General features: G+C 73.3%; 17 protein-coding genes. 12 read left to right on the top strand and 5 right to left on the bottom strand.

Translation table 11 applies throughout. The annotated features are described in order from the left end of the window. Nucleotides 1-2: 2 nt before the first annotated feature. The 3 genes from ACIPW5_RS21230 to ACIPW5_RS21220 all read left to right on the top strand — a co-directional run bounded on the left by ACIPW5_RS21230 (nt 3) and on the right by ACIPW5_RS21220 (nt 2,072). Nucleotides 3-1,178, top strand: coding sequence for an alpha/beta fold hydrolase (locus tag ACIPW5_RS21230; RefSeq protein WP_401247016.1), 1,176 nt, complete (start codon nt 3-5; stop codon nt 1,176-1,178). Continuing rightward, nucleotides 1,135-1,689 carry a tRNA (adenosine(37)-N6)-threonylcarbamoyltransferase complex ATPase subunit type 1 TsaE gene (gene tsaE / locus ACIPW5_RS21225; protein WP_401247015.1) on the top strand — a complete coding sequence of 185 codons (555 nt, stop codon included), beginning with the start codon at nt 1,135-1,137 and terminating at the stop codon, nt 1,687-1,689. The genes ACIPW5_RS21230 and tsaE overlap by 44 nt, the downstream gene beginning before the upstream one ends. A 170-nt stretch (nt 1,690-1,859) precedes the next feature. Further along, a complete protein-coding gene (locus ACIPW5_RS21220) occupies nt 1,860-2,072 on the top strand; it encodes a hypothetical protein (RefSeq protein WP_401247013.1) in 213 nt (70 codons plus the stop codon). 132 nt (nt 2,073-2,204) lie between these two features. On the opposite strand, the gene ACIPW5_RS21215 is transcribed toward ACIPW5_RS21220, so the two are convergent. Beyond that, entirely contained in the window at nt 2,205-2,762 is a 558-nt protein-coding gene (locus tag ACIPW5_RS21215; RefSeq protein WP_401247011.1) for a hypothetical protein, read from the bottom strand. A gap of 136 nt (nt 2,763-2,898) precedes the next feature. Between ACIPW5_RS21215 and tsaB the strand changes: the two genes are divergently transcribed. From tsaB to ACIPW5_RS21190, 5 genes are all read left to right on the top strand, one after another. Next, nucleotides 2,899-3,561, top strand: a complete 663-nt coding sequence (gene tsaB / locus ACIPW5_RS21210) for a tRNA (adenosine(37)-N6)-threonylcarbamoyltransferase complex dimerization subunit type 1 TsaB (protein ID WP_401247009.1) — start codon at nt 2,899-2,901, stop codon at nt 3,559-3,561. Beyond that, entirely contained in the window at nt 3,558-4,079 is a 522-nt protein-coding gene (gene rimI / locus ACIPW5_RS21205; RefSeq protein ID WP_401247006.1) for a ribosomal protein S18-alanine N-acetyltransferase, read from the top strand. Before tsaB ends, rimI begins: the two co-directional genes overlap by 4 nt. Then, nucleotides 4,072-5,217 carry a tRNA (adenosine(37)-N6)-threonylcarbamoyltransferase complex transferase subunit TsaD gene (tsaD, locus tag ACIPW5_RS21200; protein ID WP_401247004.1) on the top strand — a complete coding sequence of 382 codons (1,146 nt, stop codon included), beginning with the start codon at nt 4,072-4,074 and terminating at the stop codon, nt 5,215-5,217. The genes rimI and tsaD overlap by 8 nt, the downstream gene beginning before the upstream one ends. Further along, a complete protein-coding gene (locus ACIPW5_RS21195) occupies nt 5,214-5,489 on the top strand; it encodes a hypothetical protein (protein WP_401247001.1) in 276 nt (91 codons plus the stop codon). The genes tsaD and ACIPW5_RS21195 overlap by 4 nt, the downstream gene beginning before the upstream one ends. Nucleotides 5,490-5,570: 81 nt before the next feature. Beyond that, a complete protein-coding gene (locus ACIPW5_RS21190; protein ID WP_401246998.1) occupies nt 5,571-6,260 on the top strand; it encodes a hypothetical protein in 690 nt (229 codons plus the stop codon). A gap of 87 nt (nt 6,261-6,347) precedes the next feature. Here the strand turns inward: ACIPW5_RS21190 and ACIPW5_RS21185 are convergent, their stop codons facing one another. Next, nucleotides 6,348-7,529, bottom strand: a complete 1,182-nt coding sequence (locus ACIPW5_RS21185; protein ID WP_401246995.1) for a methyltransferase domain-containing protein — start codon at nt 7,527-7,529, stop codon at nt 6,348-6,350. Nucleotides 7,530-7,619: 90 nt separating this feature from the next. On the opposite strand from ACIPW5_RS21185, the gene ACIPW5_RS21180 reads away from it, so the two are divergent. Together ACIPW5_RS21180 and ACIPW5_RS21175 are read left to right on the top strand one after the other, a co-directional pair. Next, on the top strand, nt 7,620-8,567 hold the full coding sequence (locus ACIPW5_RS21180) for a polysaccharide deacetylase family protein (RefSeq protein ID WP_401246992.1): 948 nt from the start codon (nt 7,620-7,622) through the stop codon (nt 8,565-8,567). Nucleotides 8,568-8,581: 14 nt separating this feature from the next. After that, entirely contained in the window at nt 8,582-9,448 is an 867-nt protein-coding gene (locus ACIPW5_RS21175) for a polysaccharide deacetylase family protein (RefSeq protein WP_401246989.1), read from the top strand. Between the two features lie 1,254 nt (nt 9,449-10,702). Here the strand turns inward: ACIPW5_RS21175 and ACIPW5_RS21170 are convergent. Further along, nucleotides 10,703-11,599 carry an RNA polymerase sigma-70 factor gene (locus ACIPW5_RS21170; protein ID WP_401246986.1) on the bottom strand — a complete coding sequence of 299 codons (897 nt, stop codon included), beginning with the start codon at nt 11,597-11,599 and terminating at the stop codon, nt 10,703-10,705. Nucleotides 11,600-11,776: 177 nt separating this feature from the next. On the opposite strand from ACIPW5_RS21170, the gene ACIPW5_RS21165 reads away from it, so the two are divergent. After that, on the top strand, nt 11,777-12,835 hold the full coding sequence (locus ACIPW5_RS21165) for an NAD(P)/FAD-dependent oxidoreductase (protein ID WP_401246983.1): 1,059 nt from the start codon (nt 11,777-11,779) through the stop codon (nt 12,833-12,835). Nucleotides 12,836-12,886: 51 nt separating this feature from the next. Here ACIPW5_RS21165 and ACIPW5_RS21160 read toward each other — a convergent pair whose 3' ends face one another. Together ACIPW5_RS21160 and ACIPW5_RS21155 are read right to left on the bottom strand one after the other, a co-directional pair. Continuing rightward, the gene (locus ACIPW5_RS21160) at nt 12,887-13,957 is read right to left on the bottom strand and encodes a hypothetical protein (RefSeq protein WP_401246980.1); all 1,071 of its coding nucleotides are present in this window, start codon (nt 13,955-13,957) and stop codon (nt 12,887-12,889) included. Nucleotides 13,958-14,047: 90 nt separating this feature from the next. Next, nucleotides 14,048-14,356 (bottom strand): putative quinol monooxygenase, encoded by a 309-nt coding sequence (locus ACIPW5_RS21155; RefSeq protein WP_401246977.1) that lies wholly within the window; start codon nt 14,354-14,356, stop codon nt 14,048-14,050. Nucleotides 14,357-14,458: 102 nt separating this feature from the next. On the opposite strand from ACIPW5_RS21155, the gene ACIPW5_RS21150 reads away from it, so the two are divergent. Beyond that, nucleotides 14,459-14,794, top strand: coding sequence for an ArsR/SmtB family transcription factor (locus ACIPW5_RS21150; RefSeq protein WP_401246975.1), 336 nt, complete (start codon nt 14,459-14,461; stop codon nt 14,792-14,794). The last annotated feature ends 7 nt before the right edge of the window (nt 14,795-14,801 follow it).

Below are 14,801 nucleotides of genomic sequence, written 5' to 3'. Positions count from 1 at the left end.
TCGTGAGCGAGAACTGGCGCAAGGCCGGCTGGGCCGGCGCCGCCATCGGCGTGCTGGCCGCGGGCGCCGCGGCCGGTGTCGCGGTCGAGCGGATCACCGTCGGGCGCGGCATCCGGATGAAGGCGCGCCTCGCCCTCGACGCCGCCGGGGACTTCGGCTCGCTGCGCGGGACCGAGGGCGGCTGCCGCGCCGAGGACGGCACCGAGCTCTACTACGAGGTCGACGAACCGCCCGCGGACGGCAAGAAGCGCCGGCTGCGGCGCAAGAACCCGGCCGAGGGCGCCACCGTCGTCTTCTGCCACGGCTACTGCCTCTCCCAGGACTCCTGGCACTTCCAGCGCGCGGCCCTGCGCGGGGTCGTCCGCTCCGTGTACTGGGACCAGCGCAGCCACGGCCGCAGCGCCCGGGGCCTGGCCCAGGCCGACGGCGAGCTGGTGACCATCGACCAGCTCGGCCGCGACCTGAAGGCCGTCATCGACGCCGCCGCGCCCGAGGGCCCGCTCGTCCTGGTCGGCCACTCCATGGGCGGCATGACCGTCATGGCCCTCGCCGAGCAGTTCCCCGAGCTGGTGCGCGAGCGGGTGCTCGGCGTGCTCCTGGTCGGCACCTCCAGCGGCCGCCTCGACGAGGTGACGTACGGGCTCCCGTCCGTCGGACTGGGCGCGGTGCGCCGCATCCTGCCCGGGGTGCTGAAGGCGCTCGGCTCCCAGGTCGAGCTGGTGGAGAAGGGCCGCCGGGCCACCGCCGACCTCTTCGCCGGGATGATCAAGATGTACTCGTTCGGTTCCCGGGACGTCGATCCCGGGGTGGCGCGCTTCGCCGAGCGGCTGATCGAGGCGACCCCGATCGACGTGGTCGCGGAGTTCTACCCCGCCTTCCAGACCCACGACAAGGGCGCCGCGCTCCAGCGGTTCGCGGACGTCCCGGTCACCGTCGTCGCCGGGGACCGGGACATGATCACCCCGGCCGCGCACAGCGTGACCATCAAGGAGCAGCTCCCGGCCGCCGAGCTGGTGGTGCTGGAGGACACCGGGCACCTGATGATGCTGGAGCGCCCCGACATCGTGACCGGGCTGCTGACCGGCCTGCTGGCGCGCACCGGAGCCGTCCCCGCAGCGGCTAACGTTGGGGGACATGGAAGAAGTACCGCGGGAAGCGCCGCGCAGCCCGGCCGCTGAGGCCCTGGCCGAGGCCGCCGCAGAAACCCTGATCACCGTCGACTCGCCCGCCTCCATGCAGGAGCTGGGCCGCAGGATCGCCGGCCTGCTGCGCCCCGGCGACCTGGTCCTGCTGACCGGCGAACTGGGCGCCGGCAAGACCACCCTGACCCGGGGGCTGGGCGAGGGCCTGGGCGTGCGCGGGGCCGTGACCTCGCCGACCTTCGTGATCGCCCGGGTGCACCCGTCCCTGGGCGACGGTCCGCCGCTGGTGCACGTGGACGCGTACCGCCTCGGCGGCGGGCTCGACGAGATGGAGGACCTGGACCTCGACGTCTCGCTGCCCGAGTCCGTGGTCGTCGTGGAGTGGGGCGACGGCAAGGTGGAGGAGCTCTCCGACGACCGGCTGCACGTGGTGATCGGGCGTGCCGTCGGCCACGAGGAGGTCCTCGACGACGTGCGCGAGGTCGCGCTGCGCGGCGTGGGCGCGCGCTGGTCCGGTCCGGAGCTGGCGGGGCTGGCGGCGCGGTAGCCGGCCGCCGCTGCGGCCGCCTGGACGCCGTTGTTCCGGCCACGCTTCCGACAACGTACCGACAACTCGTCGGGAAGATATTGCGTTGGCGCAGGATCGCGTGATGACATGGTACCGAGCGCTGGTTAGGTGTACCTAAGTACGGCGTCCCGGGGTCTCAGGAGGCAGCCATGTCGGCAGCAGGAGCAGAGCGAGCGCCCGTCGTGTCCATGCGGGCCCTGCTCGCGGCGGGCGCGGCCGCCACGGCGGTGTCCACGCCGCCCGCGCGCACACAGGCCGCACCCGGACCGGGGGCCGGGCCCGAGGCGGACGCGGAACGGGACGCGGAACGAGCCCCGGAACGCGACGCCGAACGGGCCGCCCCGGAGACGGAAGCGGCCTGATACCCACGTTCGGGTGAATCACGCGGTGTGCACGGGCAGCCCCGCGTGAGCCGTTCCCGTACGGGGAACGCCGTGGGGGGAGGCCCGTGGCGGCCCGTGGGGGAGCTGTAGGGGGTGTCGCGGCGGGGGCCGTCAGGCGACGACGACGACCTTCGCGCCGATCGTCGCGAAGGCCCAGGTCGCGTCACCGTCCGCGCGCCCCATGCGGATGCCGCCGGTCTTCTTCGTGGTGTCCGGCGCCGGCATCGAACCGTCCACGCGGGCGCTGAAGCCGATCGCGATCCCGTCCGTGCTGGCGAACCGCACGACGTGCTCGATCGGCACCCCGTCCGTGCCGGTGACCGTGCCCGCCCGCGAGCTGACGGCGTAGCTGCCCGGCACCGGGTGCACCGTGCTCGGCATGACCGTGAAGGTCCGCGGCTCCTTGCCGTCCTCCGTGACCAGCCACACCCGCTTCTGGGACACCGAGTACACGACCCGCGCCCCCGAACCGGAGTCGGCCGGCACCGCCGCGGGCTTCGCCGGGTCCTGCTTCGCGGGGGTCTGCGCCTGGGGCGCGGCCGGGGCCTGCGGGCCCGTCTTGGCGGGGACCGCGGGCGCGGTCGCGGAGGCCTGGTAGCCCAGGAAGCCGATCGCGGCGATCGCCGCGACGGTGAGCCCGGCCACGATTCCCGAGCTGCTGCGTGCCACCTTGCTCCACCTCTCCGCGCCTCGGGCCGTCGAACTCTCGGGCGACCCGCGTGTGTACCCGGTCGAAAGGTAGCAGCCGGGCCCCCGCACCGACCGGCCGCAAGGCCCTGGGGCCCGGGAGTCGTAGGCTGTTCGCGTGCTCTTGCTCGCCGTAGATACCGCCACGCCCGCCGTCACCGTCGCCCTGCACGACGGGGAATCCGTCCTCGCAGAGTCGAACCAGGTCGACGCCCGCCGCCACGGGGAGCTCCTGCTGCCCTCCGTGGACAAGGTCCTCGCCGAAGCCGGGGTGAAGCTCGAATCCGTCACCGGCATCGTCGTGGGCGTCGGCCCCGGCCCCTACACCGGGCTCCGCGTCGGCCTCGTCACCGCCTCCACCTTCGCCGCCGTCCTCGGCGTCCCGGTGCACGGCCTGTGCACCCTCGACGGCCTCGCGTACGCCGCCGGCGCCGCCGGGATCGAAGGCCCCTTCACCGTCGCCACGGACGCCCGGCGCAAGGAGGTCTACTGGGCGCGCTACGAGGACCCGCGCACCCGCGTCGGCGAGCCCGCGGTCGACCGCCCGGCCGACATCGCGGAGCGGGTCGCCGGCCTGCCCGCCGTCGGCCTGGGCGCCGAGCTCTACCCGGACGTCTTCCCGGACGCCCGCGGCCCCGTGCACCAGTCGGCCGCCGCCCTGGCCGCCCTGGCCGCCGAACGGCTCGCGACGGGAGCGGAGTTCCTGCCCCCGACCCCGCTCTACCTGCGCCGCCCCGACGCGCAGGTGCCCAAGAACTACAAGGTGGTCACCCCGCAGTGACGGCCCCGACCGCAGTGCTCCGCGAGATGCGCTGGTGGGACATCGAACCGGTGCTGGAGCTGGAGCACGAGCTGTTCCCGGAGGACGCCTGGTCGGCCGGGATGTTCTGGTCCGAACTCGCCCACGCGCGCGGCCCCGAGGCCTCCCGCCGCTACGTCGTCGCCGAGGAACCGGAGACCGGCCGCCTCGTCGGCTACGCCGGACTGGCCGCCGCCGGCGACCTGGGCGACGTACAGACCATCGCCGCCGCCAGGGACCAGTGGGGCACGGGCCTCGGCGCCCGCCTCCTCACCGACCTGCTGCGCGCCGCGACCGCCTTCGAATGCGCCGAGGTCCTGCTGGAGGTGCGGGTGGACAACACCCGCGCCCAGCGGCTCTACGAGCGGTTCGGCTTCGAGCCGATCGGCTTCCGGCGCGGCTACTACCAGCCCGGCAACGTCGACGCGCTCGTGATGCGCCTGACCGACCCGGCACAGACCCGAAACGAAAACCCTGAGAGCAGTGAGAGCAATGGCTGACGAACCGCTCGTCCTCGGCATCGAGACCTCCTGCGACGAGACCGGCGTCGGCGTCGTCCGCGGCACCACCCTGCTGGCCGACGCGATCGCGTCGAGCGTCGACGAACACGCCCGCTTCGGCGGGGTCGTGCCCGAGGTCGCCTCCCGCGCCCACCTGGAGGCGATGGTCCCCACCATCGAGCGCGCCCTGAAGGAGGCCGGGGTCAGCGCCCGCGACCTCGACGGCATCGCGGTCACGGCCGGCCCGGGGCTCGCGGGAGCGCTGCTGGTGGGCGTCTCGGCCGCGAAGGCGTACGCGTACGCACTCGGCAAGCCGCTCTACGGGGTCAACCACCTCGCCTCCCACATCTGCGTCGACCAGCTGGAGCACGGGCCGCTGCCCGAGCCCACCATGGCGCTGCTGGTCTCCGGCGGGCACTCCTCGCTGCTGCTGGCCCCCGACATCACCAGCGACGTACGGCCGCTCGGCGCGACCATCGACGACGCGGCGGGCGAGGCCTTCGACAAGATCGCCCGCGTGCTCCAGCTCGGCTTCCCCGGCGGCCCGGTCATCGACCGGCTGGCGAAGGAGGGCGACCCGAAGGCGATCAACTTCCCGCGCGGTCTGACGGGGTCGCGCGACCCCGCGTACGACTTCTCCTTCTCCGGCCTGAAGACGGCGGTCGCCCGCTGGATCGAGGCCAAGCGCAACGCGGGCGAGGAGGTGCCGGTGCGCGACGTGGCGGCGTCCTTCCAGGAGGCCGTGGTGGACGTGCTCACGCGCAAGGCGATCCGCGCCTGCAAGGACGAGGGCGTGGACCACCTGATGATCGGCGGCGGCGTCGCGGCGAACTCCCGGCTGCGCTCGCTCGCGCAGGAGCGCTGCGACGACGCGGGGATCATCCTGCGGGTGCCGCGGCCGAAGCTGTGCACCGACAACGGTGCGATGGTGGCGGCGCTGGGCGCGGAGATGGTCAAGCGCAACCGGCCGGCCTCCGACTGGGACCTGTCGGCGGACTCCTCGCTGCCGGTGACGGACCCGCACGTGCCGGGCACGTCGCACGAGCACGGGGACGGGCACGGGCACGGCCACGGCCACGCGCACGACCACGACCACGACCACGTGCACGAGCTCAGCAAGGACAACCTGTACTCGTGAGCACCGTCGCGCTGATGTGGGAGGCCCGGGCGTCCGAGGGCCGGGGCAACGAGCTCATGGAGTGGGCCCGGGCCCAGGTCCTCGCCCGGGAGCCGGTGCGCCGCGAGGTGCTGCGCGCCCCGCAGGACCGGGTGCTCGTGATCACCTGGTGGGAGGTCCCCGAGGGCCTGGCGGCGGAACTGCCCGAGCTGCCCGAGCCGGCCGCGGACCTCATCACCCGGGCGGTGCACCGCTGGCGGTTCGAGTCGGTGGAGGTCACGGGCGCGGGCTGAGGCACTGCTCGCGCGCTGGTCGGGGCGGTGGTCGAGGAGCGCTGCGGCGAAGCTCGAAGGGCCCCGGTTAGGGTCATGCCCATGCCGAGACTGTCCGCTCGTGAGCTACCGCCCCCGCCGCCGCCCGCGCACCTGCGCGAGTGGCTGGACGAGGGCGCCGTACGGGCCGACCGCGCGCGCTTCCTCACCGACCTGAGCCGGCGCAGCCTGGGCCTGGGGCGGCTGCTGTCGCTCTGGGCCGTCGCCGCGGCCTTCGCGCTGGGCTGGACCCTGGCCGGCCTCGCCGTGAAGGCCTTCACCGCGGGCGGCGGGCTCGTCGGAGCCGCCTGCTCCGCGGCGGCCGCCGCCGTGCTGCTGCTCGCCGGGCTCTGCCTCGCGCGGGGCGCCCGGCAGGAGCGGCGGGTACGGCAGCTGCTGTGCGCCTGGGTCCTGGCGGGCCGTGACCCCGAGGCCGACACCCGCCTGCGCGCCCCGGCCCGCAGCGCGGTGTGGCTGACGGCCTCCCTGGCCCTGGGCGGCTTCGGCCTCTGGCTGGCGTTCGCCTCGGCGTCCGGGGCGCGGCCGGGCACGGACACGTACGGGGAGGTCGCGTACTTCACGGGATGCGGCATGATCCTGTGGATCACCGCCCTCCTGGGCCTGGCCAAGGCAGCGGCGTACTACCGCTGGACCCACGGCCCGGCCCGGAGCGCGTCCCCGGGTACCGCTCCCGCGGCGGCGCGGCCGCGCGAACCGGCACTGGCCGGCACATCCAGCCTCGCCGGCGTTTGAGGCGCGGGGGTCTGGGGGCGGAGCCCCCGGGTAGCCCGGGCGCAGCCCGGGGCCGCCCGCGCGACGGCGCGCCGAGCCCCCCCCCCGCTACCCCCGGCCAGGGGAAGGGTGGCCGATCAGCATCGACGGCGCCCCCGCCACCCGCGTCAGGAACACCGTCGCGGAGTTCGGCCCCTGCGGCTTGACCTTCTTGCGGAGCTCCTCCGGCTCGATCGCGGACCCCCGCTTCTTCACCGTCAGGATCCCGACCTCCCGCTCCCGCAGCAGCGCCTTCAGCTTCTTCAGCCCGAACGGCAGCACGTCCGTGATCTCGTACGCCGTCGCGTACGGGGTCTCCCGCAGCTCGTCGGCCGTGATGTACGCGATGGTCGGGTCGATCAGCCGCCCGTCCAGCTCCTCGGCCACCTCCGCGACGAGGTGCGCCCGGATCACCGCCCCGTCGGGCTCGTACAGCCAGTGCCCGACCGGCCCCGCTTCCGGGTCCGGCAGCGGGTCGGCGGTGTGCAGCCCGGCCGGTCCCGGCAGCAGGGTGGCCCGTACCGTGCCGGGGGCGGTGCCGAACCACAGCACGGCCTCCTTCACGTCCCCGTGGTCGGAGATCCACTCGGCCTCCGCCTCCGCCGGGACCGCCTCGTGCGGGATTCCGGGTGCGATCTTGATGGCGGCGAACTTCGCCGCCCGCGCCGCCCCGACCGCCCACGACAGCGGCGGCGAGTACGACTCGGGGTCGAAGATCCGGCCGCGCCCGCCGCGCCGCGCGGGGTCGATGAAGACGGCGTCGTACGCGGACACGTCCACCGCCGTCACGTCCGCCTCCCGGACCTCGATCAGGTCCGCCAGACCCAGTGCCTCGGCGTTGGCCCGCGCGACGGCGGCCGTCAGCGGGTCGAGGTCCACCGCCAGCACCCGGATCCCGCGCCGCGCCAGGGCCAGCGCGTCCCCGCCGATCCCGCAGCACAGGTCCGCGACGCTCCGTACGCCCAGCGCGTCGAGCCGCTCCGCCCGGTACGCGGCCACCGACGCGCGGGTGGCCATCTCCCCGCCGCCGGGCGTGAAGTACATCCGGAAGGCGTCCTCGGCGCCGAACTTCGCCACCGCGCGCTGCCTCAGCCGGGCCTGGCCCAGCGCGGCCGACACCAGCCCGGCGGGGTGCTCGCGGCGCAGCCGGGTGGCCACGGCCAGCTCCTGGGCGGGGTCGTAGTCGCGGAGGGAGTCGAGGAGGGCGCGGCCCTCGGGGGTGAGGAGCGCGGCGAAGTCTTCGGGGGTCACCGGTTCATTGTGGGCCAGCCGGTGGAAGGCGGAGGTCCGGCCGTGGTGTCGTCCGGGGCGCGCTGCCGGGTGGTGGAAAGATCCGCTCCTATGCAGCTTGTACGACAAAAGGGAAATAGTTCGCAGTTTGGTCACCGGTCCGCGCGGCACCCGCGCGGCCGGTACGGGGTGGCCCTGGCCGCACTGCTGGTCGCCGCCCTGGGTACGGGGTGCGGGGCCGCGGAGTCCGAGAAGCCGGCCAAGGCCAAGCCCGGCCAGGGGGCGGAGGCGGGCGGCGCGGCCGGTGCGCTCGCCAACTCCGCCGAGAAGCTCAAGGCCGCCCAGCAGGCCCGGATCGCCGCGGCGAAGAAGTGGCGGCTGGCCAAGACGCCGCTCCTGGCCCCGGCCGCACCGAAGACGAAGCCCGAGATCACCACGCGCGACGGCTTCGAGGTCGAGGACCAGGACGAACTGCCCCCGGTCTTCACCACCGTCCCGACCGAGGACAAGGTCGTCTTCCTGACCGTGGACGACGGGGCCGAGAAGGACCCCGAGTTCATCAGGATGATGAGCGAGCTGAAGATCCCGTACACGGCGTTCCTCAGCGACTACCTCGTGCGCGACAACTACCCGTACTTCAAGGAGATGCAGGCGGCGGGCGTCACCCTGAACAACCACACCCTCAACCACCGCTACATGCCCGGCCTCTCGTACGAGCAGCAGCGCGAGGAGATCTGCGGCCAGCAGGACACCATCCAGAGGCAGTTCGGCAAGCGGCCCTCGCTGTTCCGCCCGCCGTACGGCAACTACAACCAGGACACCCTGAAGGCCGCCAAGTCCTGCGGCATCAAGGCGGTCCCGCTGTGGAACGCCGAGGCGTTCGTGAACCGGATGGACTACCGCGAATGGGACCGCGACCTGCATCCCGGAGACATCATCCTGACGCACTTCCGGGGCCGGGAGGACTGGAAGGGCACGATGCCTGACATGATCCGTCATGTCATGAAGACCGTCACGGACAAGGGATATGCCGTGGCCCGCCTGGAGGACTACTTGTGAGGTACGCGCGCCGGTTGGTAGCCGGGACGCTGACGGCCGGCGCGCTCGCGCTCTCCCTGACGGGATGCGGGAACAGCGTGGACCCCATCGAACGGCTGGGCCGCAAGACCGCGCCCGACAGTGCGTCCCCCTCGTCCTCCCCGTCCGCGCCGGCCCCCGCGAACTCTGCGCAGGCCGGCGCGGCGGGCGACGAGGCGTACCGCAAGTGGGGCCTGAAGGCCCCGCTCCAGTACGCCCCCAAGCCCGCGCAGAAGCCCCAGATCCCCAAGGCCGCCCCGGGCAAGGCGGCCGTGCTGGACCGAATACCCGTCGCGCCGACGGAGAAGACCGTCTTCCTGACCTTCGACGACGGCGCCGAGAAGGACCCCGAGTTCCTGAAGATGGCGGCCGACCTGAAGCTGCCGATCAGCATGTTCCTGACGGACAACGTGGCTTCCTCGGACTACGGCCACTTCGAGAAGCTCCGCGACAACGGCTCCGGCAGCACGGTGAACAACCACACCCTGACGCACCCGAACCTCCGCACCCTGCCCTTCGCGGCGCAGAAGAAGGAGATATGCGGGCAGCAGGACCACCTGGAGAAGCGCTTCGGCAAGCGGCCCCCGCTCTTCCGCCCGCCGTTCGGGAACTACAACGACGACACCCTCAAGGCCGCCGCCGAGTGCGGGGCCCAGACGGTGGTCCTGTGGCGGGCGTCGATGCAGATCAACGACTTCCAGTACGCGGAGGGCAACGCCCTCAAGCCGGGCGACATCATCCTGGCCCACTTCCGCGGCCCGTCGGAGCTCAAGGGCGCGACGGAGACCCAGATGACCACCAGGATGCTCCAGCGCATACAGGACCAGGGCTACCGCATAGGCCGCCTGGAGGACTACCTGTAGGAGGCCCCGCGGCGCGGGCGGCCGAGTACGGGTCTCACGGCGCGGCCCCGCCATCTCCCCCTCGACCCCGCGTGGCCGGGCGGTGGCTGCCCACCCGCCTCCCACGGTGCGGGTGGGTGACCGGGGGCGGTAGCCCCTGGGTCCGCCTCACAGTTGGTTTGGGGGTTTCCCGGCAGTCCATCGTCCTTCCGTGTCGTGCCGGCCTGTCAAGGGCGCTCCCTGCGGTCGCGTCGCTTCGCGATGTCGCTTCGCTCCACCCTTGACAGGCCGACCCGCCCCGGAAAGCCGAAAGACTGCCGGGAAGCCCCCAAAAGAACGGTCACGGGGCAGAAGACGGAGGGACGGGCCCGTCAGGGATGGGCGAGGGGCCGGGGGTCGGCCCGCCGGGCATCCGAGCCCTCAGCAGTCGATGTCCCGGGCCAGGGGCGCGGCCAGGACGCAGCAGATCGCTACGCGCTCCTCCTATCTCAGCGTCAGACGACCGCCTTGGGCTGGTACCTGCACCAAAAGTCGATCAGAGCAGGCCAGGGATCCGACAGGCGCGACAGATCGCTACGCGCTCCTCTCGTCTCGGCGACTGGCGGCCGTCCTGGGCTGGTCACAGCACACAGCAGGCCTGTACGCCGTCTTTTCTCGCCCGTCCCAGCCCCAGACGGCCGTCGGACGCCGAATCGGGAGAAGCGCGTAGCGATCTGACGCGCCCATCCGATCCCCTCGCTGCCCTGGACGTCCTAGGGTGCGGGTATCAGCCCAAGGCGGTGGCCGGGCGCTGAGAAATGAGGAGCGCGTAGCGATCTGTCGCGCGTGTCGGCTCCCTGGCCTGCTCTGATCGACTTTTCGTGCAGGTAGAGCCGCACCCCTTGCCCTGGAACGGAGATATGGGGCCCGGATGCCCGGTAGGCCGACCCTCGCCCCCTCCTGCATCGCTGACGCGGCCGTCCCTGTGTCCTTTGCCCGGTGACCGTTTCTTTGGGGGTTTCCCGGCAGTCTTTCGGCTTTCCGGTTCGTGCCGGTCGGTCAAGGGTGGCCGAAGGCCATCGCGTAGCGACGCGACGAAGGAGCGCCCTTGAGGGACCGGTGCGAACCGGAAGGACGATGGACTGACGGGAAGCCCCCAACCCTCCCTGAGACCGCCCGAGGGGATCCCGCTCCCCGGCCACCGGCCCGCACCTGGGAGGCGGGTGGGCAGGCGCCGCCCGGCGGCCGGGGGTCGAGGGGGAGATAGCGGGCTCGTGCCCCCGTGCCCCCGCCCCGTCACCGCCCCAGCGGCGTTTCGTGTTCCATGCGGGTCAGCTTCTGCGGGTTGCGGACGGAGTAGAGGCCGGTGACGAGGCCGTCGTCGATGCGCATCGCCACGACCATCTCCACCTCGCCGTCGATCCGCATGAGGAGCGCCGGGTGGCCGTTGACCCGGGTCGGCTCCGCGGTCATCAGCGGACCGAAGGCGGCGACGCCGGCGGCCAGCAGGCGGGCCACCTTGTCGGCGCCCACGACGGGCCGCGGCATGGCCTGCTTGATGCCGCCGCCGTCGCTCAGGGCGACGACGTCCGGTGCGAGGAGGTCGAGGAGGCCCTGGAGGTCGCCCGTCTCCAGCGCCCGCCGGAAGGCCCCGAGGGCGGCCCGGGTCTCGGCCGCGGTGACGGCGCCGCGCGGCCGGCGCGCGGCCACGTGCGAGCGCGCCCGGTGCGCGATCTGGCGGACCGCCGCCGGGCTCTTCTCCACCGCCTCCGCGATCTCCTCGTACCCCAGGCCGAACACCTCGCGCAGCACGAACACCGCCCGCTCGGTCGGCGCCAGCGTCTCCAGGACCAGCATCATCGCCATCGAGACGCTGTCGGCCAGCTCGACGTCCTCGGCCACGTCCGGCGTGGTGAGCAGCGGTTCCGGCAGCCAGGGGCCCACGTAGTCCTCCTTGCGCCGGCTCAGCGTGCGCAGCCGGCCGAGCGCCTGGCGGGTCGCGATCCGGACCAGGTACGCGCGCGGTTCCCGCACCGTTTCGAGGGCGACACCCGCCCAGCGCAGCCAGGTCTCCTGGAGGACGTCCTCCGCGTCCGCGGCCGAGCCGAGCATCTCGTAGGCGACGGTGAACAACAGCCTGCGGTGTCTGACGAACGCCTCGGTGGCAGGGTCGGGAAGGCCGTCCTCGCTCATGCTCGTTCTCCTCTTCCGTGGTGCGTGACCGTTCGCGCATACGACGCCGGAGCCCGGTGTTCTGTGACAGCCGCTGCACGCCCCGCCCTGTGACGCGCGACACGTCGGGTTCCCTGTCACAGGAGCCGTCCGGCCGGCATCCCATGTCCGACCAGTCGCGTTGACGAGGAGGACGACATGAAGGTCGTGGTGGTGGGCGCCGGTTACGCGGGGACGCTCGCGGCGAACCGGATCGCCAGGAAGGTGCGGACCGCGGAGATCACGGTGGTCAATCCGCGCCCCGACTTCGTGGAGCGCGTACGGCTCCACCAGCAGGTGGCCGGGACCGGCTCCGTGGCGACGCCCCTCGCGTCGATGCTGCGCCCCGGGATCGCCACCCGGGTCGCCACCGTCGAGAAGGTGGGCGACGGCCGCGTCACCCTCGCGGGCGGGGAGTCCCTCGACTTCGACCACGCGTTCCTGGCCGTCGGCAGCACGGTCCGGGCCATGGCCGGAACGGTCCCGGTCGGCACCTGGGAAGGCGCGCAGGAAGCCCGCGCGGCGCTCGCCGCCCTGCCCGCGGGCGGCACGGTCACGGTCATCGGGGGCGGCGCGACCGGCATCGAGACGGCGGCCGAGGTCGCCGAGGCCCGGCCGGACCTGCGGGTACGGATCATCGGGCCGTCGGTCGCCGACGGCTTCTCCGACCGGGCGCGTACGAAGGTCCGTACCGGCTTGGAGCGGCTGGGGGTCGAGCTGGTGGACGACGCGGTCACGGAACTCGTCGACGGATCCGTGCACCTGAGGTCCGGCCGGGCGGCCGCCTCCGACCTGACCCTGTGGGCGATCGTGTCCGACGTGCCCGACCTCGCCGCGCGCAGCGGCCTCACGGTCGACGCCCGCGGGCGGGCGCTCGTGGACGACTGCCTGCGCAGCGTCGACGACGGACGGATCTTCGTCGTGGGCGACTGCGCGGCGGTGCCCGGCGCCCGCTTCGCCTGCGCCCTCGCGGGGCCGCAGGCCGTCCACGCGGCCGACACCCTGGTCCGCCTGATCGGCGGCCGCGAGCCCGAACCGTACGCCCCGCGCTACGTGGCCCGGGCCGTCACGCTCGGCCGCAAGGGCGCGGTGGCCCAGTTCACCCGCCCCGACGACACCCTCCGCCGCACCTCCCTCACCGGACGCACCGCCGTGGTGGTCAAGGAACTGGCCTCCCGCGGCGGCAAGTACGGAGCCCGCACGGGAACCGGGGGGTGAGCGGGCGGGGGAGCGGCAACCGTCAGCCTGACGGCAGGACCGATCCGTCCGTCAGCTCTTGCGGGCGCCGCGGACCGCGCGGTTGCGCCACTCGCAGTACACGGCCGCCGGGTCGGTCCAGTACCTCCACGGGAGCGCGCCCACGTAGCCGTCGACGAGGCGGAACTGGGCGAGCGCGAGGTCGTACCGCTTCTGGCGGGTCAGGAAGTAGGCCAGCAGGTGCCGCACCTCGGCGGTGTTCGGGTGGCCCGGCGGGGCCGCGGCGACGTCGGCCAGGGCGGCGTCCACCAGGGAGACCAGGTGGGCCGACCGGTAGTCGCCGGCCCGGTCCTTGTCGCCGCGGTGCTCGTACCAGGCCATCAGGGGCAGGGCGGTGAGCAGGCTCCCGGCCGGAGCGGCGGCCGCGGCTTCCCGGGCGAAGGACGTGGCGCGCTCTTCCGAGCCGCGCCACTTCGCGCACCAGTACTGGAGCGCGGCGCAGTGCGCGACGTAGTGGTGCGGGTCGCGGTCGGTGATCTGCTTCCAGATCGTGTCCATCGCCGTGCCGGGGTAGCCGAGGCCCAGGGCCGCCCATATCTCGTTGACGTAGGGGCTCGGGTCGTCCGGGTTCAGCTCGGCCGCGCGGGCGTTCTCCTCCGGGACCCGGACGAGGGTGGAGTGGAACCCGGCGAACTGCTCGTCGCTGGTGTCCTTGGCCCAGCCGCCGCCGCGGTGGTGCCAGGCCAGACTGACCGTCGCCTTCGCCCGCACCAGTGCGACGTCCGGGTCGTCCTCTCCGGCGGAGGCCTCCCAGACGCGCAGCCAGCTGCCGGGAAGGGCGGCCTGGTGGGAGCCCAGGGCACTGGCGTAGGTGGCGCGCCGCGCCCAGTCGCGGCGTTCCCTGGTCTCGGCCAGCAGGCGCGCCGCGGGCTCCCACTGCCCCCGGGAGGCCGCGGCGGTCGCCGCGTCGAGTGCGGGATCCGGCGCCGCCCGCCGGGTGTTCTGCCGGGACTGCGGGAGCAACCCCAGCTTGGCGGCCGCACGGGCCGGACCCCGGCCCGGAGCATCGCCGGTGGTGCGCCGGTAGAACCCGACCGACAGTGCGACGACGAGCGCGATGACGATGAAGCGTGCGACTTCCAAGGAGTGAGCCCCCGAACGGCGGAAATGATCAAAACGGCTGGAGTATCGCCGGACGGCCCGCCCCGCCGCAATCACGTTTCCGCTGGTGGGCTAGTGGCCGTGGGGGCTGAGCATGTTCACGAAGCGGATCTCCAGATCGGTGGCCAGGTAGTCCATCCGGCGCTCCCAGAAGTCCCGCAGGTGCGGGAGGGCCAGATGGGCGTCCAGGTCGGCCTGGCTGCGCCACGCCTCGTAGAACACGAAGACGCCGGGCTCCTCGGGGTCCTCGTGGAAGTGGTACTCCAGGCAGCCCGGCTCCTGTCGGGTGGGCTCGACGAAGGAGAGCAGGAGCTCCATGAGCTCCTGGGCGCGTTCGGGCTTGGGGCGGGCGACGCCCATGAGCGTGACGAGCTGGTCCATCGAGGTTCCCTCCACAGATAGGTACGACTGGCTTCGTACCTCTCGGACGCTAGCAGTCGCCAGAGGTAAGATCCAGTTCATACCTGTGGGAGGGAGGGCGTCATGCCCGACGACGAGGGGCATCCGGCCGTCGAGGAGATCGAGCTCGGCAGAGTGCTGTCCGCCCTCGCCGACCCCCTGCGCCGCCGCGTGGTGCGCGAGCTTGCCGCCGCCCCCGAAGGCACGGCGCGCACGTGCGCCTCCTTCTCCCTGCCGGTGTCGAAGGCGACGGTCACCCACCACTTCCGCACCCTGCGGGAGGCCGGCCTGATCCGCCAGGTCGACCGGGGCAACAGCCGGATGGCAGGTCTGCGTCGAGCCGACATCGAGACCCGCTTCCCCGGACTCCTCGCCATCCTGACGTCCGAGCCGATCGGCGATGACCAGGCCGCGGTCTGACGCGCCC

Source organism: Streptomyces sp. NPDC090077, from assembly GCF_044747545.1.
Taxonomy (GTDB): Bacteria; Actinomycetota; Actinomycetes; order Streptomycetales; family Streptomycetaceae; genus Streptomyces.
The sequence above is the reverse complement of the archived record's forward strand: the minus strand, read 5'-3'. Positions and strand labels throughout refer to the sequence as shown.

Coding starts and splice junctions, on each gene's coding strand:
- tsaE (WP_401247015.1), top strand. CDS start 1,135: ATGGAAGAAGTACCGCGGGAAGCGCCGCGCAGCCCGGCCGCTGAGGCC.
- ACIPW5_RS21220 (WP_401247013.1), top strand. CDS start 1,860: ATGTCGGCAGCAGGAGCAGAGCGAGCGCCCGTCGTGTCCATGCGGGCC.
- tsaD (WP_401247004.1), top strand. CDS start 4,072: ATGGCTGACGAACCGCTCGTCCTCGGCATCGAGACCTCCTGCGACGAG.
- ACIPW5_RS21190 (WP_401246998.1), top strand. CDS start 5,571: ATGCCGAGACTGTCCGCTCGTGAGCTACCGCCCCCGCCGCCGCCCGCG.
- ACIPW5_RS21180 (WP_401246992.1), top strand. CDS start 7,620: ATGCAGCTTGTACGACAAAAGGGAAATAGTTCGCAGTTTGGTCACCGG.
- ACIPW5_RS21170 (WP_401246986.1), bottom strand. CDS start 11,599: ATGAGCGAGGACGGCCTTCCCGACCCTGCCACCGAGGCGTTCGTCAGA.
- ACIPW5_RS21165 (WP_401246983.1), top strand. CDS start 11,777: ATGAAGGTCGTGGTGGTGGGCGCCGGTTACGCGGGGACGCTCGCGGCG.
- ACIPW5_RS21155 (WP_401246977.1), bottom strand. CDS start 14,356: ATGGACCAGCTCGTCACGCTCATGGGCGTCGCCCGCCCCAAGCCCGAA.
- ACIPW5_RS21150 (WP_401246975.1), top strand. CDS start 14,459: ATGCCCGACGACGAGGGGCATCCGGCCGTCGAGGAGATCGAGCTCGGC.